Origin of the sequence: Methylobacterium planeticum (genome assembly GCF_008806345.1) — a bacterium.
In the GTDB taxonomy this organism is placed as follows: domain Bacteria; phylum Pseudomonadota; class Alphaproteobacteria; order Rhizobiales; family Beijerinckiaceae; genus Methylobacterium; species Methylobacterium planeticum.
In genome coordinates, this window is sequence record NZ_VZZJ01000015.1 from 84,021 (window position 1) to 104,467 (window position 20,447).

21 protein-coding genes, 1 tRNA gene and 1 pseudogene are annotated in these 20,447 nt (G+C 70.0%); 8 read left to right on the forward strand and 15 right to left on the reverse strand.

What is annotated here, in order from left to right:
* Positions 1–284: 284 nt before the first annotated feature.
* A complete protein-coding gene (locus F6X51_RS17185; RefSeq protein ID WP_150964955.1) occupies positions 285–1,718 on the reverse strand; it encodes an NAD-dependent succinate-semialdehyde dehydrogenase in 1,434 nt (477 codons plus the stop codon).
* 166 nt (positions 1,719–1,884) lie between these two features.
* Complete coding sequence (locus F6X51_RS17190) at positions 1,885–2,676, reverse strand: class II glutamine amidotransferase (protein WP_150964903.1); 792 nt, start codon at positions 2,674–2,676, stop codon at positions 1,885–1,887.
* Positions 2,677–3,116: 440 nt separating this feature from the next.
* Here F6X51_RS17190 and F6X51_RS17195 point away from each other — a divergent pair, with 440 nt between their 5' ends.
* Positions 3,117–3,509: a response regulator gene (locus tag F6X51_RS17195; RefSeq protein WP_150964904.1), complete on the forward strand. Its 393-nt coding sequence runs from the start codon at positions 3,117–3,119 to the stop codon at positions 3,507–3,509.
* Positions 3,510–3,596: 87 nt separating this feature from the next.
* Here the strand turns inward: F6X51_RS17195 and rpsU are convergent, their stop codons facing one another.
* Both rpsU and F6X51_RS17205 read right to left on the reverse strand, forming a co-directional pair.
* On the reverse strand, positions 3,597–3,911 hold the full coding sequence (rpsU, locus tag F6X51_RS17200) for a 30S ribosomal protein S21 (RefSeq protein WP_150964905.1): 315 nt from the start codon (positions 3,909–3,911) through the stop codon (positions 3,597–3,599).
* A gap of 276 nt (positions 3,912–4,187) precedes the next feature.
* Positions 4,188–5,402, reverse strand: a complete 1,215-nt coding sequence (locus tag F6X51_RS17205; protein WP_150964906.1) for a polyhydroxyalkanoate depolymerase — start codon at positions 5,400–5,402, stop codon at positions 4,188–4,190.
* Positions 5,403–5,859: 457 nt separating this feature from the next.
* Here F6X51_RS17205 and F6X51_RS17210 point away from each other — a divergent pair, with 457 nt between their 5' ends.
* Complete coding sequence (locus F6X51_RS17210; protein ID WP_150964907.1) at positions 5,860–6,516, forward strand: glutathione S-transferase family protein; 657 nt, start codon at positions 5,860–5,862, stop codon at positions 6,514–6,516.
* A gap of 38 nt (positions 6,517–6,554) precedes the next feature.
* Here the strand turns inward: F6X51_RS17210 and F6X51_RS17215 are convergent, their stop codons facing one another.
* The 3 genes from F6X51_RS17215 to F6X51_RS17225 all read right to left on the reverse strand — a co-directional run bounded on the left by F6X51_RS17215 (position 6,555) and on the right by F6X51_RS17225 (position 9,487).
* Entirely contained in the window at positions 6,555–7,199 is a 645-nt protein-coding gene (locus F6X51_RS17215; RefSeq protein ID WP_150964908.1) for a hypothetical protein, read from the reverse strand.
* Between the two features lie 165 nt (positions 7,200–7,364).
* Positions 7,365–8,768 carry an ATP-binding protein gene (locus tag F6X51_RS17220; protein WP_150964909.1) on the reverse strand — a complete coding sequence of 468 codons (1,404 nt, stop codon included), beginning with the start codon at positions 8,766–8,768 and terminating at the stop codon, positions 7,365–7,367.
* Positions 8,765–9,487 carry a response regulator gene (locus F6X51_RS17225; protein WP_150964910.1) on the reverse strand — a complete coding sequence of 241 codons (723 nt, stop codon included), beginning with the start codon at positions 9,485–9,487 and terminating at the stop codon, positions 8,765–8,767. Before F6X51_RS17225 ends, F6X51_RS17220 begins: the two co-directional genes overlap by 4 nt.
* Positions 9,488–9,770: 283 nt before the next feature.
* On the opposite strand from F6X51_RS17225, the gene F6X51_RS17230 reads away from it, so the two are divergent.
* The 4 genes from F6X51_RS17230 (at position 9,771) to F6X51_RS17245 (ending at position 12,623) form a co-directional block, all read left to right on the forward strand.
* A complete protein-coding gene (locus F6X51_RS17230; protein ID WP_150964911.1) occupies positions 9,771–10,049 on the forward strand; it encodes an accessory factor UbiK family protein in 279 nt (92 codons plus the stop codon).
* Between the two features lie 302 nt (positions 10,050–10,351).
* The gene (locus F6X51_RS17235) at positions 10,352–10,861 is read left to right on the forward strand and encodes a type III secretion system chaperone family protein (RefSeq protein ID WP_150964912.1); all 510 of its coding nucleotides are present in this window, start codon (positions 10,352–10,354) and stop codon (positions 10,859–10,861) included.
* A gap of 10 nt (positions 10,862–10,871) precedes the next feature.
* Positions 10,872–11,696 carry a pyrroline-5-carboxylate reductase gene (proC, locus tag F6X51_RS17240; protein ID WP_150964913.1) on the forward strand — a complete coding sequence of 275 codons (825 nt, stop codon included), beginning with the start codon at positions 10,872–10,874 and terminating at the stop codon, positions 11,694–11,696.
* 126 nt (positions 11,697–11,822) lie between these two features.
* Entirely contained in the window at positions 11,823–12,623 is an 801-nt protein-coding gene (locus F6X51_RS17245; RefSeq protein ID WP_150964914.1) for a TetR/AcrR family transcriptional regulator, read from the forward strand.
* Positions 12,624–12,683: 60 nt separating this feature from the next.
* On the opposite strand, the gene F6X51_RS17250 is transcribed toward F6X51_RS17245, so the two are convergent.
* Positions 12,684–13,568, reverse strand: a complete 885-nt coding sequence (locus tag F6X51_RS17250; protein WP_246696855.1) for an AprI/Inh family metalloprotease inhibitor — start codon at positions 13,566–13,568, stop codon at positions 12,684–12,686.
* Positions 13,565–14,530, reverse strand: coding sequence for a 2-hydroxyacid dehydrogenase (locus tag F6X51_RS17255; protein ID WP_150964915.1), 966 nt, complete (start codon positions 14,528–14,530; stop codon positions 13,565–13,567). The genes F6X51_RS17250 and F6X51_RS17255 overlap by 4 nt, the downstream gene beginning before the upstream one ends.
* A 361-nt stretch (positions 14,531–14,891) precedes the next feature.
* On the opposite strand from F6X51_RS17255, the gene leuC reads away from it, so the two are divergent.
* Together leuC and F6X51_RS17265 are read left to right on the forward strand one after the other, a co-directional pair.
* Positions 14,892–16,298: a 3-isopropylmalate dehydratase large subunit gene (gene leuC / locus F6X51_RS17260; RefSeq protein ID WP_150964916.1), complete on the forward strand. Its 1,407-nt coding sequence runs from the start codon at positions 14,892–14,894 to the stop codon at positions 16,296–16,298.
* A 93-nt stretch (positions 16,299–16,391) separates the two neighbouring features.
* Positions 16,392–16,476 (forward strand) — tRNA-Leu (locus F6X51_RS17265).
* A gap of 143 nt (positions 16,477–16,619) precedes the next feature.
* On the opposite strand, the pseudogene F6X51_RS28990 reads toward F6X51_RS17265, so the two are convergent.
* The 6 genes and pseudogenes from F6X51_RS28990 to F6X51_RS17295 all read right to left on the reverse strand — a co-directional run.
* A pseudogene (locus F6X51_RS28990) lies at positions 16,620–17,651 on the reverse strand (tyrosine-type recombinase/integrase); the annotation flags it as partial.
* The gene (locus F6X51_RS17275) at positions 17,648–17,920 is read right to left on the reverse strand and encodes a helix-turn-helix transcriptional regulator (RefSeq protein ID WP_150964917.1); all 273 of its coding nucleotides are present in this window, start codon (positions 17,918–17,920) and stop codon (positions 17,648–17,650) included. The gene F6X51_RS17275 and the pseudogene F6X51_RS28990, both read right to left, overlap by 4 nt.
* 217 nt (positions 17,921–18,137) lie before the next feature.
* The gene (locus F6X51_RS17280) at positions 18,138–19,292 is read right to left on the reverse strand and encodes an AAA family ATPase (RefSeq protein WP_191970150.1); all 1,155 of its coding nucleotides are present in this window, start codon (positions 19,290–19,292) and stop codon (positions 18,138–18,140) included.
* A gap of 56 nt (positions 19,293–19,348) precedes the next feature.
* Complete coding sequence (locus F6X51_RS17285) at positions 19,349–19,603, reverse strand: hypothetical protein (RefSeq protein ID WP_150964919.1); 255 nt, start codon at positions 19,601–19,603, stop codon at positions 19,349–19,351.
* A 50-nt stretch (positions 19,604–19,653) separates the two neighbouring features.
* Positions 19,654–19,887 (reverse strand): hypothetical protein, encoded by a 234-nt coding sequence (locus tag F6X51_RS17290; RefSeq protein ID WP_150964920.1) that lies wholly within the window; start codon positions 19,885–19,887, stop codon positions 19,654–19,656.
* A 251-nt stretch (positions 19,888–20,138) separates the two neighbouring features.
* Positions 20,139–20,348, reverse strand: coding sequence for a helix-turn-helix domain-containing protein (locus tag F6X51_RS17295; RefSeq protein ID WP_150964921.1), 210 nt, complete (start codon positions 20,346–20,348; stop codon positions 20,139–20,141).
* Positions 20,349–20,447 lie beyond the last annotated feature (99 nt).

The window sequence follows — 20,447 nt, forward strand, 5'->3', positions numbered from 1 at the left end:
CCGCCCACTACGAGGCGGCGTGCGACGAAGGCTCGCTCGGATCTCCGCGGGGCCATCCCGTGACCCGTGGGTCGATAGCGCAGGTCGGGACCGCCGGAGACACCGCGACGCGAAGCGGCGGAGGCGAGCGAGCCCCCGCCGCGGGACGCCGGGAGACCGGTTTCAACAAGTGCGCTCAGAGTGGTCTCGCGGCGTCCCGCGTCCCCTCGCAGGCGGCGTTTGGGCCATGCCCCCGGAGCCAGCGGCTCGCGGGGGCGAAGGCGTGTCGGGACTGGGCCGGCGCCTCAGACGCTCGCCTGGCTGACGAACTTGGTGGTGAGGTAGGCCTCGAGCGCCTCGGCGCCGCCCTCGCTGCCGTAGCCCGAATCCTTGACGCCGCCGAAGGGCGTCTCGGGGACCGCGAGGCCGTGATGGTTGATGCCGAGCATGCCGCTCTCGATCCGGGCCGCGACCTTGGTGGCGCGCTCGGCCGAGCGGGTATAGGCGTAGGCCGCGAGCCCGTAGGGCAGGCGGTTCGCCTCGGTCAGCGCCTCGTCATCGTCCGAGAAGCGCTGGATCGCCGCCACCGGGCCGAAAGGCTCCTCGTTCATGATGCGGGCGGAGAGCGGCAGGTCGGTGAAGACCGTCGGCTCGAAGAAGTTGCCCCGGTTGCCGATGCGCTTGCCGCCGGTGCGCAACGTCGCGCCCTGCGCCGTCGCGTCGGCGGTCAGGCTCTCCATCGCCTCGAGCCGGCGCCCGTGGATCAGCGGGCCCATCCGGGTCTCGGGGTCGAGCCCGTCGCCGATCGTGAGGCCCTCGGCGAGCGCCACGAAGCCGTCGACGAAGCGGTCGAACACGCTCTCGTGCACGAGGAAGCGGGTCGGGGCGACGCAGACCTGGCCGGCATTGCGGAACTTGTTGGCGCCGAGCACCGAGACCGCCTTCTCGACGTCGGCATCCCCGAACACGATCGCGGGGGCGTGGCCGCCGAGCTCCATCGTGACCCGCTTCATGTGCTGGCCCGCGAGCCCGGCGAGCTGCTTGCCCACCACCGTCGAGCCCGTGAACGAGATCTTCCGGACGACCGGGTGCGGGATCAGGTAGGACGAGATCGCGGCCGGATCCCCGAACACCAGGGAGAGGGCGTCCCCCGGCACCCCCGCGTCGAGATAGGCCCGCACCAGGGCGGCGCAGGAGGCGGGCGTGTCCTCGGGGCCCTTCAGGATCACCGAGCAGCCGGTGCAGAGGGCGGCGGCGATCTTGCGCACCGCCTGGTTGATCGGGAAGTTCCAGGGCGTGAAGCAGGCGACCGGCCCGACCGGCTCGCGCACCACGAACTGCATCACCCCGTCCTGCCGGGCCGGGATCACCCGGCCGTAGCTGCGCTTGCCCTCTTCCGCGAACCAGTCGGTGACGTCGGCCGCCACCAGGGTCTCCATCCGGGCCTCGGCCAGCGGCTTGCCCTGCTCGAGGGTCATGATCCGGGCGATGTCCTCCACCCGCTCCCGCAGGAGGTCGGCGGCCCGGCGCAGGATCTTGGAGCGCTCGAAGGGGGAGACCCGGCGCCAGGTCGCGAAGCCCCGCTCGGCCGCCGCGAGCGCCCGGTCGAGGTCGTCCCGGCTGGCGACGGCGAGCTGCCCGATGGTCTCTCCCGTGGCGGGGTTGAGGACCGGCAGCCGCTCGCCCGCGGAGCCTGCCGACCACGTGCCGGCGATATGCAGATCGACATCCGGATACATGAAGCGCGACCATCCCTGCTCGACCGGCCGACGGGCCGGCACCGGCGCCCATCGCCGGCGACAGGGGTTGTCCGCCCTTCGGGCGCCGCGGGCAACCCGGTTCCGCGCATGGGGCCGCGCGTTCCGGCCGTTCCCGGAGGGGCGGGCCGGTCCCGGACGGGGGGGGTCAGGCGGCGATGCGCTCGCCGATGGCGTCGGCCCCGAGCACCACGGCGCGCTCGCCGCGGCGGGCCTGCAGGGTGCCGCCCTTCGGCACCACCTGCCAGCCCTCGCGGCAGCCGTCGATCGGCTCCGACACCACGATCAGGCCGGTCTCGGTCTCGCGGTAATACAGGCTCGGCGGGCGCCCATCGCAGGCCCAGCGATAGGCCGTCAGGGTTTCGCCGTCGGTCAGGAGCGCGGTGAAGCGCAGGGGCTCGGCGATGCCGGCGCCCTGCATCAGCTCGCGCACCGTCGCGAGGGTCTCCGCCATGGCGCCGATCGGGCTGTCGATCAGCCCGTTGGCGAGGGCCAGCAGGAACAGCGCCTCGGAATCGGTGGTGCCCCGGCGCCCGTCGTAGAGCGCGTCCGGGATCAGGGCCTCGAGCCGGCGCTTGATCCGGTGATAGCCGCCGATCTGGCCGTTATGCATGAACATGTGCCGGCCGTGGACGAAGGGGTGGCAGTTCGCCCGGGTCGTCGCCGTGCCGGTGGAGGCCCGCACATGGGCGAAGAAGGTGCGGGCGCGGACCTGCTGGCAGAGGTTGACGAGGTTCTCGTCGGACCAGGCCGGGGACACGTCCCGGTAGATGCCGGGATCGGGCCGGTCGCCGTACCAGCCGATGCCGAAGCCGTCGCCGTTGGTCTCGGTCTTCGCCTCGGCCGCGTGGAGCGACTGATGCACCAGCGAGTGCGTCGGTGCGCAGACGAGGTCGGACAGGAAGACCGGATCACCGCTATAGGCGAGGAAGCGGCACATGGCTGACAAACACCCCCAGACAAACGCGCGGGCCGGGCTCTCACGGCTCACAAGCAAGCCGTATTCCGCAGCGCGGTCTCCGCCGTCTCAGAACTGTAACACTCAGGCTTGCGCGGTGAACAGTTCGTTAATGCACCGCATCATGCCGACGGTTTGAGCGTATCCGGGGATCATGCCCAAGGCATGGCCAAGTGAAGGCCTGTCGGGGTGATGGCCTTTCCGGGTGACGGCCTGACGAAGCGATGACGGGAGCCGGCGATGACGGTGCCGACGATGCGGCGAGCGGCCCCCGCGGCCCCTGCATGAAAAACGAGCAGAATAACGGGACCGATCCCGACTCTTGCCGGTTGACCCAAGCCGGCGCAGCATCGGGGTCGGCGCAGCGACCCGATTCGAAGTCGCGCTCTCAGGCATCACCCACATCCGGATAAGGAGGCTTCATGGGCCAAGCTCTGCCCGACTGTCCCGTCGCACTCGTGGTCGAGGACGACGCCGCGGTCCGCAACCTCGCCGCGGCCGTCCTCGAGGAGACCGATCTCGACGTCATCGCCTGCGACAGCGCGGAGGCGGCGATCTCGGTGCTGGAGCGCGCCGACGTCAACGTCGCCCTGCTGTTCGCGGATGTGCGCCTGCCCGGCGCGATGGACGGGCTCTCCCTGGCCCAGACCGTCGAGGCGCGCTGGCCGGACGTGCGGGTGATCGTCACCTCGGGCTACGACGAGGGGCGCAACGCCCGCATGCCCGAGCACGCGGTGTTCATGCAGAAGCCCTGGCGTGCCTTCGATGTCCTGGTCCAGGCCGAGCGCGCCACGGACGCGGCCCGCGCCGCCTGAGGCCACGCAAAAAGGCCCGTGCCGCCGTGAGGCGACCGGGCCCGCTTGGACGGAAGGCGGAGGCTGCCGAAGACGGCAGCCCGGCCCTTACGACGCGATGGCGGCGCCGGGAGCCTGCTGCGGAGCGGGGCTCGCGGAGGGCATGCCGGGACGGCGGGGACCGCCGGCGCCGAAGCGGGGCTTCGGCTTCGGAGCGGCGATCAGGCCCTCGCGGATCGCGGTCTTGCGGGCCTGCTTGCGGGCGCGGCGGACGGCCTCGGCCTTCTCGCGTGCCTTGCGCACGGAGGGCTTCTCGTAGGCCTTGCGCTGCTTCATCTCACGGAAGATGCCCTCACGCTGCATCTTCTTCTTGAGGACGCGGAGCGCCTGATCGACGTTGTTGTCGCGAACGAGTACCTGCAACGGTCTTGATCCTCTAGAACGATCTGTCTTCGATCAGCGCCGGCTCCGAGCCCCGACGGCTTGTGGGGAACCGACAAACGCCCCTTGCCCGGGGAATTCCCAGGAGGGACGTCGATCGGACAGTCTCGAATCGGCGCGTAAAACGATACCTGCGGCAAGCTCATACACGATGCGCGGACGAGATCCAACCGGGCGCGGGCGACGAATGCGCGGTGGCGGCGAGGGGCGTCCCGGCGCGGCCCGAAGGCCACACCCGCCCCGGCCGGGAACGTCCGGTCAGCTGTGCGACTGGATGAAGTTGCGCACGAGCGGGTAGGTCTGCGCCTCCCATTTGCGGCCCGAGAACACGCCGTAATGGCCGACGCCCGCCTGGAGATGGTGGCTCTTCATGTGCGGCGGCAGGCCGGTGCAGAGGTCGTGGGCCGCCATGGTCTGGCCCACCGCGCAGATGTCGTCGCGCTCGCCCTCCACCGTCATCAGGGCGGTGCGCCGGATCGCGCGCATGTCGAGCGGGCTGCCCCGGTAGGTGAGCTCGTTCTTGGCGAGGGTGTAGTCCTGGAAGACCATCTTCACGGTCTCGAGGTAGAATTCCGCCGCGAGGTCGAGGACGGCGAAGTACTCGTCGTAGAAGCTCTCGATCGCCCGCGCCTTGTCGGTCTCGCCGTTGGCGAGGTGCCAGAACAGGTCCGCATGGCCCTGCACGTGGCGCTTGGCGTTCATCGAGATGAAGGCCGAGACCTGCACGAAGCCCGGATAGACCCGCCGGCCCGCGCCCTTGTGACGGCGCGGCACGGTGGCGATCAGGTTCTCCTCGAACCACTCGATCGGCTTCGAGATGGCGAGCTCGTTCACCGAGGTCGGGCTGATGCGGCAATCCACCGGGCCCGCCATCAGGGTCATGCTGCGCGGGGCCGCCGGGTTGCGGCTCTGCGCCATCACGGCCGCGGCGGCGAGGGCCTGGACGGCCGGCTGGCAGACGGCGACGACGTGCGAGCCCTCGCCCATCGTCTCCAGGAACTGGACCAGGTGATCGACGTAATCGTCGAAGCCGAAGCGCCCGGCCGAGACGGGCACGTCGCGGGCATTGTGCCAGTCCGTGATGTAGACGTCGTGGTCCGGCAGCAGGGTGCGGACGGTGCCGCGCAGGAGCGTGGCGAAGTGGCCCGACATGGGCGCCACCACCAGCACCTTGGGCTGTTCCGTGGCGATGTCCTTGCGGAAGCGCAGCAGCGTGCCGAAGGGCGTGGCGAAGACCGGCTCCTCGGTGACGGGCACCTCGCGGTTGCCGACGGCGACCGAATCGATGCCGTAGGGGGGGCGCGTGAAGGTGAGCCCGGCCCGCATCATCATCCGGGCGCCGGCGGACCACCAGGTCACCGGCTCGCGGAACCCCGCATGGGTCCAGGGGGAGATCGCGTCGTGCAGGATCCGGCCCCAGGCCCGGGTCTGCTCGGCGAGGTCGGCCTGGACCTCGAAGGCATCGTACAGCATGGGGCGGGCTCGCATGCGCGATCGGCCCAGGGAGGGGGCGCTCACGGCGGAAGGAGAAGGCAGCCACGCCTGCGGGCGCTGCATATTCATGGGGCGCTAAGGATGAGACGGGCGCGAAGGCGCCGCAACCGGCCAAAAGTACGACGCGACGGGTCTGTGGTAGTGCTGCATCATCCGAGCCCCCCGCTGCACGGCCTTGCGCGTGCACGGCCCATGCCACCGGAACGGGCCGACCTTGTTGAGCCAGCAACCTTTCAGACTGGCGGATACTGTCAAGCCTGTGCGACCGCCGAGCCCACGCTTGGTTGACGGCTGCGCTTTCGGGGCACCATCGGCGGCCGCTCCCCGAGGGGCGGCAGGTGGAGGGACGGCAGGTGGAGGGACGGCACGAGGAGGGACGGCACGAGTCTTGGATCAGCTTGGCGCTAAGCAACACGGAAGCCCGAGGGGACCAGAGATGGCTGCGGCGACGCTCACGATTTCGAGCCGGAATTACTCCTCGTGGTCCTTGAGGGGCTGGCTGATCTGCCGGATGGCGGGGCTTGATTTCGAGACGGAGGTGCTGTCGGGCGCCGACGCCTCGACCCGGGCCGAGCTCCTGCACCTCTCGCCGTCGTTCCTGGTGCCGCGCCTCTGCCACGGCGAGGTGGTGGTCTGGGACACCCTCGCCATCGCGCAATATCTCAACGAGACCTACCCGAAGGCGGGCTTCCTCCCGAAGGACGTCGTGGCCCGCGCCCATTGCCGCTCGATCGCCGGGGAGATGCACGGGGGCTTCATCAACCTGCGCTCGGCCCTGCCGATGAACCTCAAGGCGCATCATCCGAACTTCAAGATCTTCAACGGCGCCAAGGGCGACATCGACCGGATCAGCGCGATCTTCGACGAGTGCCTCGGCCGCTACGACGGCCCCTACCTGTTCGGCGCGCAGCCCACCCTCGCGGATGCCATGTACGCCCCGGTCTGCACGCGCTTTCGCACCTACAACGTGGCGCTGCCCGACCGCGCCGCCGCCTACCGCGACCTGATCCTGTCCTGGCCGCTGATGCAGGAGTGGAGCGAGGCCGCCGCCGCCGAGCCGGACGAGATCGAGGAACTCGACATGGAGTTCTGAACCCGGTCCCGGGGCCGCCGCCCCGGGACCGGCGGGCCTCAGGTCTGGAAGTCGAACAGCAGGGCCGCCGAGGTCTGGCCGGAACTGCCGGAGCCGCTCGCCCCGTAGCCGGAGGCGCTGGACTGCGTCGCCTGCAGTTGCTGGATGAAGCTCGTCAGCAGGTCGTCGGTCCCGCTCGCGCTGGCGTCGGTCGCGGATCCCGCCGAGGACGCGTCCGTGGGCGGCGGACCGTGCGGCCGGTGCCCGCGCCCGCCGACCCCGCCGACCGGCTCCGCGTCCCGATCCTCGGATGCGTCGTCGGGACCGCCGCCGGCATTCTGCGCGAAGATCTGCTTGAGGGTGTCGGCCTGGGCGCTGGTGAGGCTGCCGCTCGTCACCTGATCGTCGATCAGGCCGTCGATCCGGTCCTTCATGTCGGAGGGGTCGAGGCGGGTCTCGCGGCCGCCGCTGCTCGTCCCGCCGGAACGCGACGTGCCGCCGGTCGAGGCGGTGGACTCGCCGAAGAGGCTCGCGTCGATCGACTTGAGGGCGCTCGTCAGCGCCGTGCCGTCGGCCGAGCTGATACTGCCGGAGGAGACCTCGCTGCCGATGGCGCTCGCCACCGGGTTCCTGCCGGAGGGCGGCGGGGGCGGGCGCTGGGTCGAGAAGAGCTGCTGGGCGGTGGAACTGGAGATCGTACTCATGGGCAGGCTCGTGAACTGGAAGGCACCGGTTGCGCCCGGCCGCGGGTCCGGTTCGATGAGGCGGGATCTTGGTTAAGGGGCCGTTGCGACGGGGCCGGACTTGGTTTCCCGAGATGTCTCCGGACGCCCCGCGCAACATCGCGAAACCAAGTGCCGGCCGGAGCCCTAGGCGGCCTCGGCCGGGAGAACGGCCGGCCCCGGTGCGGGCGGGTGCGGTGCCTGGACGGCGAGCGGCAGCTCGATCCGGGCGCAGAGGCCGCCCCCGGGCGGGTTCTCGAGGATCAGGCGCCCCTGATGCGCCTCGACGATGGCGAGGACGATCGAGAGGCCGAGGCCGAAGCCGCTCGCCTCGTTCAGGTTCCGGGCGCGGTCGCCCCGCACGAAGGGCTGCAGCATGGCGTCGCGCTCGGCCTCGGGGATGCCGGGGCCGGAATCGCGCACCTCGACGGCGATGCCGCGCGGCGAGGTCTCCATGCTGAGCACCGCCGCGCCGCCGTACTTCACGGCATTGTCCACCAGGTTGGTGATGGCCCGCTGCAGCTCGTCGGGGCGCCCGCGCACCAGCACGTGGCGGCTGCGCTCGACCTGCACGTCGGCGCCGACATCGCTGAAGCCGTCGCAGACCGTCTGCACCACCGAGGCGAGGTCGACGAGGGCGGTCGCCCCCGCGCCGCCGCCCTGGCCGTCGCGCACGAAGGAGAGCGCCGCCTCGACGAGGCCGTTCATCTGGTCGAGGTCGCGCAGCGTCATGGTGCGGGCCTGATCGTCCTCGATGAACTCCGCCCTGAGCCGCAGCCGCGTGATCGGCGTGCGCAGGTCGTGGCTGATGGCGGCGAGCATCTGGGTGCGGTCGTCGATGAGCCGGCGCACCCGCTCGCGCATCCGGTCGAGGGCGCGCGAGACGGCGAGCACCTCCTCGGGGCCGCGCTGGGGCAGGGGCAGGGGATCGTTGCGCGTCCCGAAGGCCTCCGCCGCGTTGGCGAGGCGCGCGAGCGGGGCCGTGAGCGCCCGGGTCGCCCAGACCGAGAGCAGGGCCAGCGTCAGGCCGAGGAACACGAAGGTGAAGATGAGGGCGCCCTGCTTCGGCGGCCGCAGGGGATCGTCGGGCAGGCCGGCCTCGAAGGTCGCGCCGCCCGGCGTCGTGATGCCGAGCCGCAGGATCCCGTGCGGCGCCGCTCCGGGCAGGTCCGTGATGGCGAGGTGCTGGCCGAAACCGTCGCGCAGGCGCTGCACCACCGGGTGGACGTCGAGGCTGCTCTCCGGCGTCGCCGCGGCGCCGCCCCAGGGCGCGATGCGCAGGCTCGGCAGGACGTGGGCGGCGTGGCGCAGGAGGGCCGGGCGCTCGGCCGGGGAGGCGACGTCGAGGAGGCGGGTGACCGTGGCGAGGCGGTTGGCCGCCACGCCCGGATGGTCGTCCGGGCGCCAGGGCTCGCGCAGCAGCACGAAGGCGATCGTCGCCACCGCGTGCGCCACCACGATCGCCGCCACCACGAGGAGCGCGATCTGCCCCGCCACGCTCCGGGGCCGCAGGCGCGCCAGGAGCCGCCTCGGGAGGTCGGGCGTGCTCATGACCGGCCGACCTCCGGGGTGAACAGGTAGCCGCCCGACCGGATGGTGCGGATGATCTCGGGGTTGCGGGAATCCCGCTCGATCTTCTGGCGGATGCGGCTGACCAGGACATCGATGCTGCGCTCGAACGGCCCGGCGGCGCGCCCCTGCGTCAGGTCGAGGAGCTGGTCGCGCGAGAGCACGCGGCCGGGGCGCAGGCAGAGGGCGTGCAGGAGGTCGAACTCCGCCCCCGTGATGGCGATGCGCGCGCCCTCCGGGCTCAGCACCTGCCGGAGCGAGACGTCGAGGGTCCAGCCCGCGAAGTGCAGGCGCCGCGCCCCGTCGTCGCCCGGCGTCTCGGCCGCCGCGCCGCGCCGCAGGATCGCCCGGATCCGCGCCAGGAGCTCGCGCGGGTTGAAGGGCTTGGCGAGGTAATCGTCCGCCCCGAGCTCGAGGCCGATGATCCGGTCGATCTCCTCGGCCTTGGCGGTGAGCATCAGGATCGGGACCGCGGAGGATTGGCGCAGGCGCCGGCACAGGCTGAGGCCGTCCTCCCCGGGCAGCATCAGGTCGAGGACGATCAGGTCGACGCGGGCATCCGAGAGGACCCGGTCCATCTCCCGCCCGTCGCCGGCGAGGCTGACGCGGCACTCGTTCGCCCGCAGGTAGCGGGCGATCAGGGCGCTGATCTCGCGGTCGTCCTCGACGAGGAGGATGTGGGGCGTTGACGTCATGGGCATCGACAGGGTTTTGCGAAGTTCGATCAGGGGTTATGCCCTGCTCGGGCAATCATTCGAAGCCTGCGGGGCGGGCTGAATTGTAACACGCTGTTTCCACCGCCGCCGAGGGACACATCGGGCAACGGAAGTTGTGCTGCTTGTGGAAAGTGAACGGTTCCGGGTCGGCCGCATTGCCGACGAGTCCGCAGATTCCTATGTCCGGTCGATGCGCGCCGAATCACCTCGGCGCAATCGCCAGTCCGGCGTTGGGCCGCACGGCGCCCCTCGTCCCCGGGAGACGACGATGCAGACCTCCAACCGCCTGTTCGACGATTTCGCCCGCCTGATGACCGACGCCGCCGGGGCGGCGCAGGGGGTTCGCCGGGAGGCGGAGACCGTCGTCCGGAGCCAGATCGAGCGCCTGATCCGCGACATGGACATCGCCTCGCGCGAAGAGGTCGACGTCCTGCGCGACCTCGTGACCACCCTGCGCAGCCAGAACGACGCCCTGACCGCCCGCGTCGTCGCCCTGGAGGCGAAGCTCGGCGCGGAGGCTGCGGCGGGGGCGACGGAGGCGGTCTGAGGCAAGTCTCGAAACCGTACCTGTCCACGGGCTTGAGCTTGTGCACAGGAAGCAGCGGTGGATAGCCGGTTTCCTGTTCACCGGCTCGAACCCCCGCTTTGAATCGCGAGTCAGGGCCGGTCTATAGTCAGGAACGCACTGATTCGCCCGAGTACGCCGATGACCGTGAGCGCCTAAGCTTTCACCGCATGTTCCTGGACCGTTTCGGTTCAGGATTCACCTTCGTGCGGATCGCTTCGACGACCCGGTTGCTTGTCTCTCATCATGTCGCGACGACTCCCCGGTCGGCGCCTTGGATCCCCATGACCCAGCTCCACGTCGACACCGAAGATCACGACCGGCTCGAGCACCCGCTCGACGTCGTCGAACGCCTCGCTTCCCTGCGCGACTGGATCTTCGACCGGGCGGAGACCGACGAGATGTCGGTGTCGGTCTCGGGGCGCTGGACCGATTATCACGTGGCCTTCACCTGGATCGAGGACGTCGAGGCGCTGCACGTGGCCTCGGCCTTCGATCTCAAGGTGCCGGAGCGGCGGCGGCTCGAGATCCTGAAGCTCGTCACCCTCGTCAACGAGCAGCTCTGGATCGGCCATTTCGACCTGTGGTCGACGGACAGCGTCGTGATGTTCCGCCACTCCCTGCTGCTCGCCGGCGGCGTGGCGCCGACCCATCCGCAATGCGGCATGATGCTGAAATCCGCGGTCGATGCCTGCGAGCGCTACTATCAGGCGTTCCAGTTCGTGATCTGGGCCGGGAAATCCGCCCGCGAGGCCCTCGACGCCGTGCTGTTCGAGACGGAGGGCGAGGCCTGAGGAGCCCGTCATGACCGATGCGCCCGGCCGGCTGCCGTCCTCGCTCACCCTCGTGGGCGCCGGAAAGATGGGCGGCTCCATGCTCGCCGGCTGGCTCGCGGGCGGCCTCGACCCGCGCCGCACGACGCTGATCGACCCCGCGCCCGCACCCGAGATCGTGGCCCTGTGCGAGGCCCGGGGCCTCGGCCTCAACCCCGCCGCGCCGCCCGCCTCCGAGGTCGTGGTGCTCGCGATCAAGCCGCAGGGGCTCGCGGCGGCCGCCCCCGCCCTCGACGCGCTGCTCGGGCCGGACGCGCTCCTGGTCTCGATCCTCGCCGGCAAGACCATCGCGGATCTGCGGACCCGGCTGCCGTCCGCCCGCGCGGTGGTGCGCGCCATGCCGAACCTGCCGGCGAGCATCGGGCGCGGCGCCACCGGGGCGGCGGCGAATGCGGAGGTGTCCGCGGACCAGCGCGACCGCGCGGACGCGCTCCTCGCCGCGACCGGGCTCGTCGAGTGGCTCGCGGACGAGGCGCTGATCGATGCGGTCACGGCCGTCTCGGGCTCGGGGCCCGCCTACGTCTTCCTGCTCGCCGAAGCCCTGGCCGAGGCCGGGGTCGCGGCGGGCCTGCCGCCCGAAACCGCGGCGCGCCTCGCCCGGGCCACCGTGGCGGGATCGGGCGCGCTCCTCGACGGGAGCCCGGTCGCGGCGGACGCGCTGCGCCGCAACGTCACCTCCCCGGGCGGCACCACCGCCGCGGGCCTCGCGGTCCTGATGCGGGCCGACGGGATGGCCGCCCTCCTGCGCGAGGCGGTTGCGGCCGCCAAGCGCCGGGCGGGAGAGCTCGCCGGCTGAGCCGATCGGGATCGGCCTCGGGGCGGGGCGGCGCCCGGCATCCGTGCGGCATGCCCGCCCACGGCCCTGCTCGACGCGGGGCGAGCCCCTAGATAGGGTTCTGCGACCGAGGAGGAGCGGAGACCCATGGACAAGACCGCAGGCCCGTCGGCTGAGGACCCCAAGAACGCCGGTCCGAAGGGCGAGACGTCGAAGAGCGAGAGTTCCCGGAAGAAGGCCGCGTCGCCGCCGAAGCCCTCGCCCCGCGAGGCCGCCGTCGAGGCCCTGATGCGGCTCGCGGCCGAGCAGCCCTGGAACGACATCGAGATCGGCGACATCGCCCGTGAGGCGGATCTGAGCCTCGCCGAGCTGCGCGACCTGTTCCCCTCGAAGGGCGCGGTGCTCGGCGGCCTCGCGCGCATCATCGACCGCAAGGTCCTGGAGGGCGACAATTCGGACCTCGCCGACGAGCCGACCCGCGAGCGCCTGTTCGACGTCCTGATGCGCCGCCTCGACGCGATGACGCCCTACAAGCCGGCCCTGCGCCGGATCGCCTTCGCGCTGCGCGGCGATCCCCTCTCGATCCTGGCCCTCAACGGCGTCGCGCTGAACTCGCACCGCTACATGCTGGCGGCGGCGGGCATCGACACCGAGGGGGCCCTCGGTCGGGTGAAGCTCCAGGGCGTCGTGATCGCCTTCGCGCGCGTGGTCGAGACCTGGCTCGAGGACGAGGATCCGGCCCTCGCCCGCACCATGGCGCGCCTCGACAAGGAGATCCGCAACGGCGAGCGCTTCATGGAGCGCGCCGAGGATGTCCGGCGCCTCACCGCCCCGTTCCGGGCCCTCGGCCGTTCCGTGCTCGAGCGGCGCCCGAGACGGCGCGGCGCGCGCAGCGAGAACGAGGACGATGGGAATCCCCTCGGCGGCGATCCGGCCGCGGCCATCTGAGGCGCGTTCGCCGGACGGGGCGCCGGTCCCCGCGCGGGCGCCGCCCGCGGGTCGCGGATCTCAGGGCTCGACGCGGCGCAGCACGAAGGTCGTGCCGGTCTCCGGGTCGCGCCGCCACGCCCCGTCGCCGGTCGGCACGAGGTTGACCGTATGCCCGCGCTTGGCGTTCAGCGTCAGGCGTCCCGAGACGAAGCGCCACGAGACCGGGTCGAACACCTCGACGCCGCCGTCGCGGCAGCCCGCGAGGATGCGCACGGGGGCCTGGGCGGCCTCGGGCGCGCCGAGTTCGAGGCGGCAGACATCCTTGTCGCGGTAGCGGTCGAGGGCGTAGATGCCCGGGTCCGGGCGCGGGCCCGCGGAGGCCGGGTCCGGCGGCTCCGCCGCCGTCGCGTGAGGCGCGTCGGAGGCCACGCTGTGGGTCGCGACGGTGCTGGCCTCCTCGGCCCGCCGCGCCGCCTCCTCGGCGGCCGGATCGGGGGGGCGCATCGCGACGATCTGGAGGGGCACCAGGCTGTAGGCCTCGCCGCTCTCCGCATGGGCGAGCAGGCTGCGCTGGTCCGGGCGGCGGGCGAAGAGCAGCACCGGGCGCACGTTCTTGTCGACGAGGCGGACCGCTCCCTCCGTGAAGAGCCAGCCCGCCACCCCGTTGAGGATCGGCAGCGCCCTGCGGCAGCCCGCCGGGAAGCGCAGGCGCCGGCCCGCATCCCCGCTCTCGCTCGTCAGCGTCATCACGCAGCGGCGGGTGCTGCCGTCCCGCGAGAGGTCCCAGGTGCCGGGCACCCCGGACAGCGCCTCGGGCAGGCTCGGGATGAAGGGCTCGGCCGGTGCGGCCGGAATCTCCGGCGCGGCTTCGGGCGCTGGTGCCGCGGGGGCCGGCTCGGGCGCCTGCGCCAGGGCCGAGCCGGCGCCTCCGAGCAGGATCAGGATCGCGAGCCGACGCCTCACGGATGCGCGCTCCAGGGCGTCTCCGGCACCGGCGTCACCGGGCCTTTCCCGGCAAACCACGAAACGAGATTGTCCACCACCAGCTTCCCCATCGCGGCCCGGGTCTGCACCGTGCCCGAGCCCACATGCGGCAGGAGGACCGTATGGTCCAGGGCCGCCAGCGCCTCGGGCACATGCGGCTCGCGCGCGAACACGTCGAGGCCGGCGCTGTGGATCGTGCCCGCCTCCAGCGCCGCGACCAGGGCGGCCTCGTCCACGAGGCTGCCGCGGGCGACGTTGATCAGGATCCCCTCCGGCCCGAGCGCCGCCAGGACCTCGGCATCGACGAGGCCGCGCGTCTCCGGGCCGCCGGGCGCCACGATCATCAGAACGTGAACGGCGTGCGCCATCGCCAGCAGGGTCGGATGGTAGGTGTAGGCCACATCCTCCTGACGCCGCCGCCCGTGATAGGCAAGCGCGACGCCGAAGCCTTCGAGGCGGCGCGCGATCGCCCGGCCGATGCGGCCGAGGCCGAGGATGCCGACCGTGCGCCCGCGCAGGCTCGTCGTGAGGGGGAACGACCCGCCCGGCCAGCGGCCCGCGCGCAGATGGCGGTCGGCTTGCGGGATCTGCCGGATCGTGGCGAGCAGCAGCCCGAGGGCGAGGTCGGCGACCTCGTCGCTCAGCACGTCCGGCGTGTTCGTGACGACGATCCCGCGCTCGCCGGCCGCGACCGCGTCGACCGTGTCGTAGCCGACCCCGAAGCTCGACACGATCTCGAGGTTCGGCAGGCGCGCGAGGAGCGCCCGGTCGACGGGCGCGTGGGCGTTGACGGCCACGCCCCGGATGCGCCCGCCGATTTCGGTCAGGACGGCGTCCGGGTCCGGGGCCGTGTCGAGGCGATGGAGGGTGAAGGCGGAGGCGAGGGCCTCCATCACGCTCGGCTGCATCGGCCGGAGGAGCAGGATGTCGGGGGCTTGCAAGGTCTCGGGGCTCCGCACCGGCAGGGGCTCGTGAAGGGAGGTCCGGCGCGTTCCGGCCGGACCGCCCTCGGGTCGCGCCGATGATGGTCGCGCCGGCGTGTCGCGGCAAGAATGCCCGGCAGCGACAAGAATGCCCGGCAGCGACAAGAATGCCCGGCAGCGACACGATCCGGCGATGTTCACCACCGCGTCTCGACGCGCCGGCCCGTCCCGACCCGGTCATGCGGCCGTCTCCGGGCAGCCATCCGGGCTCCGCCGGCGCGCGCCCACTTTCGAAACGGACTTGCGAACATTACTAAAGAGGCTCACTTCCACGCCCGAACGGCACCAGCCGCGAGCACACGATCAAGCGACCGAGCCCATGAACGCCCCGCGCACGCTCTACGACAAGATCTGGGACGACCACGTCGTCGATGTCCAGCCGGACGGCACCAGCCTCCTCTACATCGACCGCCACCTCGTCCACGAGGTGACGAGCCCGCAGGCCTTCGAAGGACTCCGCGTGGCCGGTCGCCGGGTGCGCCATCCCGAGAAGACCCTCGCGGTGGTGGATCACAACGTCCAGACCTCGGACCGGAGCCTCGGCATCGAGGATCCCGAGAGCCGCATCCAGCTCGAGGCCCTGGCCGAGAACGTGCGCGACTTCGGCATCGAGTTCTACGACGCCCTCGACCGGCGCCAGGGCATCGTTCACATCATCGGCCCCGAGCAGGGCTTCACCCTGCCCGGCCAGACCATCGTCTGCGGCGATTCGCACACCTCGACGCACGGCGCCTTCGGGGCGCTCGCCCACGGCATCGGCACCTCCGAGGTCGAGCACGTGCTGGCGACCCAGACCCTGCTGCAGAAGAAGGCCAAGAACATGCGCGTCACCGTCGACGGCACCTTGCCGCCGGGGGTCAGCGCCAAGGACATCGTGCTGGCGATCATCGGCGAGATCGGCACCGCGGGCGGCACCGGCCACGTCATCGAGTACGCCGGCGAGGCGATTCGCGCCCTCTCGATGGAGGGCCGCATGACGATCTGCAACATGTCGATCGAGGGCGGCGCGCGCGCCGGCATGGTGGCGCCCGACGCCACCACCTACGCCTACGTCAAGGATCGCCCGAAGGCGCCGAAGGGCGAGCTCTTCGACCGCGCCCGTGCCTATTGGGAGAGCCTCGTCACCGATGAGGGCGTGCAGTTCGACCGGGAGATCCGGCTCGACGCGCGCAATCTGCCCCCGCTCGTGAGCTGGGGCACGAGCCCCGAGGACGTGGTCTCGATCCAGGGCATCGTCCCCGACCCGGCCGCGATCCCGGACGAGAACAAGCGGCAGTCGAAGGAGAAGGCCCTGGCCTATATGGGCCTGCGGCCCGGCACCCGGATGACCGACATCACCCTCGACCGGGTCTTCATCGGCTCCTGCACCAACGGCCGCATCGAGGACCTGCGCATCGTCGCCAAGATGGTCGAGGGCCGCACGGTGCACCCGAGCGTCTCCGCCATGGTGGTTCCGGGCTCGGGTCTCGTGAAGGCGCAGGCCGAGGCCGAGGGCATCGACCGGGTCCTCAAGGCCGCCGGCTTCGACTGGCGCGAGCCCGGCTGCTCCATGTGCCTCGGCATGAACCCGGACCGGCTGAGGCCGGAGGAGCGTTGCGCCTCGACCTCGAACCGCAATTTCGAGGGCCGCCAGGGCCACAGGAGCCGGACCCACCTCGTCTCCCCGGCCATGGCGGCGGCGGCGGCGGTCGCCGGCCGCTTCGTCGACATCCGCGAGTGGCATTGAGGCCACGCCCGCGGGGCAGGGCGGAATCCCGGATTGACGATTCCGCCCGCGCCCCCTAAACGAACCCCAACGCCGACCGCACGCGGTCGACGGGCCCAGGTGGCGGAATTGGTAGACGCGCTGGTTTCAGGTACCAGTCTCGCAAGAGGTGAAGGTTCGAGTCCTTTCCTGGGCACCAATGCTTTTGTAAGACATTGATCTACCGCCCCTATTTCCGGAAAAGTCCAACTTGCCCCGCGAGGGCTCCGAAAGTTGGACACTTTCTCGCTCAAAATCAATTAGGTGCATAGCCCCACCGGCAAGCCGCTTCTGCTCAGCCTTGCGGGTGTAGTGCTCGGCCATCTTCGACGTACGCCAGCCGAACATCGCCATCAATTGCCGCTCCGTGGCGCCGTTCTCGGCCGCGAGCGTTGCGCCCGCTTTGCGCAGCCCATGGGACGAGCAGTGGGGCAGTCCAGCCTCCTTGCACCAGTCCTTCATCTTGTTGCCGAAGCCGTTCGAGGTGAACGGCTGACCGCGTTCAGTGACAAGAAACGTCAGATGGGTGCTCGGGCAGGCATCGATGGCCGCTCGCAGGACCGGGAGGAGGGGAACCTCCAGCGTCATAGGCTTCGAGTTCCGACCCTTGTGCTGAGTGTAGCGCAGCCAGGAGCCCTGTAAGTGCTGGCGCCCGAAGAGCACCACGTCGGAGCGGCGTCCGCCTGCGAACAGGAGCAGACACATGGCCAAGTAGGCCTTCGAGCCGAGTGGATGCCGGTCGATGAACTGACGTACCTCCGAGATTGTCCAAGTGTGGAAGCCCTCTGAGGCTGTCGAGATGTAGGCGACGTCGCGTGCCGGGTTGTGCGGGGCCAGATCCACGTCGGGCTTCACAGCCCATTTGAACACGGCCCGCACTGCCTTCATGCGGTTATTGGCACCATCGGGTTTATCCGCTTTGCGGTCTCGCAGAATGCGGACCGCGGCAGGTGTCATCCGCGAGAGCGGGAAGTCAGCGAACACAGTCGAGGCGCCTGGCTTGGTCGGCTCGTCGTACGTGCTTTCCAAGAGCGAGCGGCGGCGGCGCTGCGTGACGGCATCGAGGCGCTTGAATTCACCCGAGCCGATGTACTGCTGGCAAAGCCATTTCCAGCTGTCAGGCGTGGTGCGGCGCTGGTCACGAGCGGGCGCCGCCGGAGAACCTTCCAGAGCGGCGTGATATGCGCCCATGAACAGCTCGGTCCAAGGGATGCCCTCCAGCTTAACCTTCTTCTGTCCCTTCCGACGCAGATAGATGCGAACGATCCCGTAGCGATCGACATCCTCAACGCAGAATTTCGGGAGCCGGCGGGCCATGTCGGCGTCGAACCTCATGTGGCGAGGTCTCCCCACGCATCGTGCGTGACGTCCCTAGACGCGCCATCGCTCTCATCGGGCAGTGCCGCGAAGGCTGCGTCAAGTCTGATGCGATCCCACACCGTGCGGGCGTTGATCCGCTTCGGCGGCGGCATCCGCCGATCCCTGATCATCGTGTCGAAGAGGGACGGGGACACGCCGATGTAGGCCGCGGCTTCCTCACGCGAGAGACCACGCGGCGGAAGGGACACGGGCAACAGGTCGGCGAGGCGGCGAGCGGCTTTCATCGGCCGACCTCGGCGAGCGTGACACGCCCGTTTGGCGTGACATTTCTAAAATCGACCCAAACGACCGTGACGACGAAATCAGCCCGCGTGACAGGCGTGACACGAAAGCCCCCTACTACGTAGGGGGGCTTTCCGATGTCACGGCAAATGTCACGGCCAGCGGGGGCGTGACAGGCGTGACATTGACCCTTTGTCACGGGTGTCACAGCTGTCACGGTCAGGCCACCCATAGCCATTCCTCCCCACCCCAGAACCCGGACCGGAAGCCGTGCTGAGAACACGCAGCGAGCGCCCGCTTCAGAGCCTGCCGGGTCGTGGCCGCAGCCTTCTCGGGCTCCACGTCGCCCGTGACGTAGCGGCGTCGGAATTCGGGCCTCAGCTGCTCGACGGTGACTGCACGCACCAAAGGGCCGTCGCCCATGACGCTGACCTCACGGCCGAGCGCGATGACCTCGGCGAAGGCCTCCTTGAGCGCGAGGATCGGCAGGGGATCCTTCTTCGGGCGTTTCGTCAGGACAGGGGAGAGGACGTCCAGCGCCGGGTCGATGACACAGGCGCCGACTGGGTCGCCGTCATCGTCCTCACCGAACTGGATGAAGCGCAGGGAGAAGCCAGCAATCGGACCTTCCTCGCCGAAGCGTGTTTTCGCCAGGGCGAGTGAGCGGTTGGCCACTTCGCCCGTGACTTGGTTCCGGTCGGCCAGGACGCTGATCACCGCATCCGCGCCCGCCCGGTATGCTGAGGATCCCCGAAGGCCCGTCTCGTCGTTCTTGCCGTAGTGGTGTACTGGTAGGACGGCAGCGCCTATGGGATCGCCAATGAGACGCATGTGGCGGAGAGCCTGTTGCGCCTCGGCGGCATCGTTCTCGTCCTTCATCGCGAAGGCTGCAGCCAAGGTGTCGATGATGATGAGGCCAAGGCGGACGCCGTGGACCTTCAGCATTCGATCCGCGACCGCCTGGATTTTCGGCTGCAGAGCCTTCACCTCGTCGGCGTCAGACAAGCTGGGAACCGCTGCCAACCAAGCAATCGGCAGCGATTGGCCTTGAGCCCGGCTCCGCCGAGCGGCCTCGATGCGCGACGAAAGAGTGCCCGCCCCCTCCGCTGCCAGGATGAGCGTGCCGACGCTCTCGACCATGCGGTGGCCGAAGAAGGGCTCGCCGAGCGCTGCTGAGACAGCGAGGTCAACGACAATGAAGGTTTTGCCGGCGCCCGATTGGCCGCCGACCATGGTGATGCCCTCGGCTGGGACGACGCCCTTGACGAGGTAGCGTGGCGGATCCGTAGCTTCGTCACCGTCGAACACGAAGCCGGAAAGGAGGCGTTGAGTCTCAGCCTGACACTTTACGGCGTCGGCCAGCGCATCGTCCATCGGCGTCCAGTCTGATGAGTGCAGACGGGCTTCCTCGGCCGCAAATGGATCATCTCTCAAACCCATTCGGCGGCCCTCCCGGCTTTCTCCTCCCGCATCGGCGGACGAGCGGTAGCCTGCTGTCGCTCGCGTTGGTGGGTCTTCTGCTCGTCGAGATCCGCGCAGAGGCTCAGGACATGTCGCATCTCGATAGTCATCAGCCGCAGCGTGCGTGTAAGGCCGAAATCGTCGCGCAGAGATGCGTATTCGCCTGCCATCTGAGCGCGCATGGCGAGGGTCGCCGCCGTGTCGGCGATCTCAGCGCGCCACATATCGAGATCCCCGAAGGGGATCTCGCTTGTCGTGGGGATTGAGGAGCAGGTCATAGGCCGCTCCCCTCACGCTCGATGGCCTGCAACCCTGCGATCAGCTCGCCGAGCCGAAAGCGAGAGATGCAGACCCCATTGCGGGTCGGGACCGGCTCACCCCCGGATGAGTGAAGGAGCGCAAAAGTCCTGATGTCCACGAAGGCCGCGCCGTGATGCTCGGCAAGGCGAACTCGGATCTCCTCCGAGTTGCCCTTGCGGATGCTGCAATAGGTGCGTGGCTCGCTCACGGCCGAGCCCTCCAGCAGTCAATCCGTGGGAAGGCGAGTTCAGCCACAGCTGCAGCTGCGGCGGCCGACAACCCGTAACGGTGACGAAGGTGATGTTTTTGGTAGAAATCCGGGTCGCGAAGCGCTATCTGGAGGATGTCAGCTGCCGAGCAGACATTCGATCCAGAAGCCTTCGCCATGCCACTGGCGGGGGCTTCTTCCATTTGTGCTTGTCCTTTTTCAGGGGTGAGCGATCCGCATTCACTGGCGGATCAAGCAGCGGCTACGCTCGGGGTCGAAAGCCCGAGCATTTCGCGCAGCTTTGCACTCGGCACCCGATACTGGCCGCCGATTTTGATGGACGGGATGTCCCCGGCCTCACGCGCCTTGTAGGCGGCGTTCTTCCCAATCCCGAGAATTCGGCCGGCGAGCACCACATCGACAGTGGGCTGGGTCAGAACCTGCATGACGTCATTGCTCATCGCGGTCTCTCACACTTTCTCTCGGGATAGCCCGACGGAAAGTGTTGTGGACCCAATGATGCCACCTTGTCAACTTTACCTCGGGATACTACAACCGAA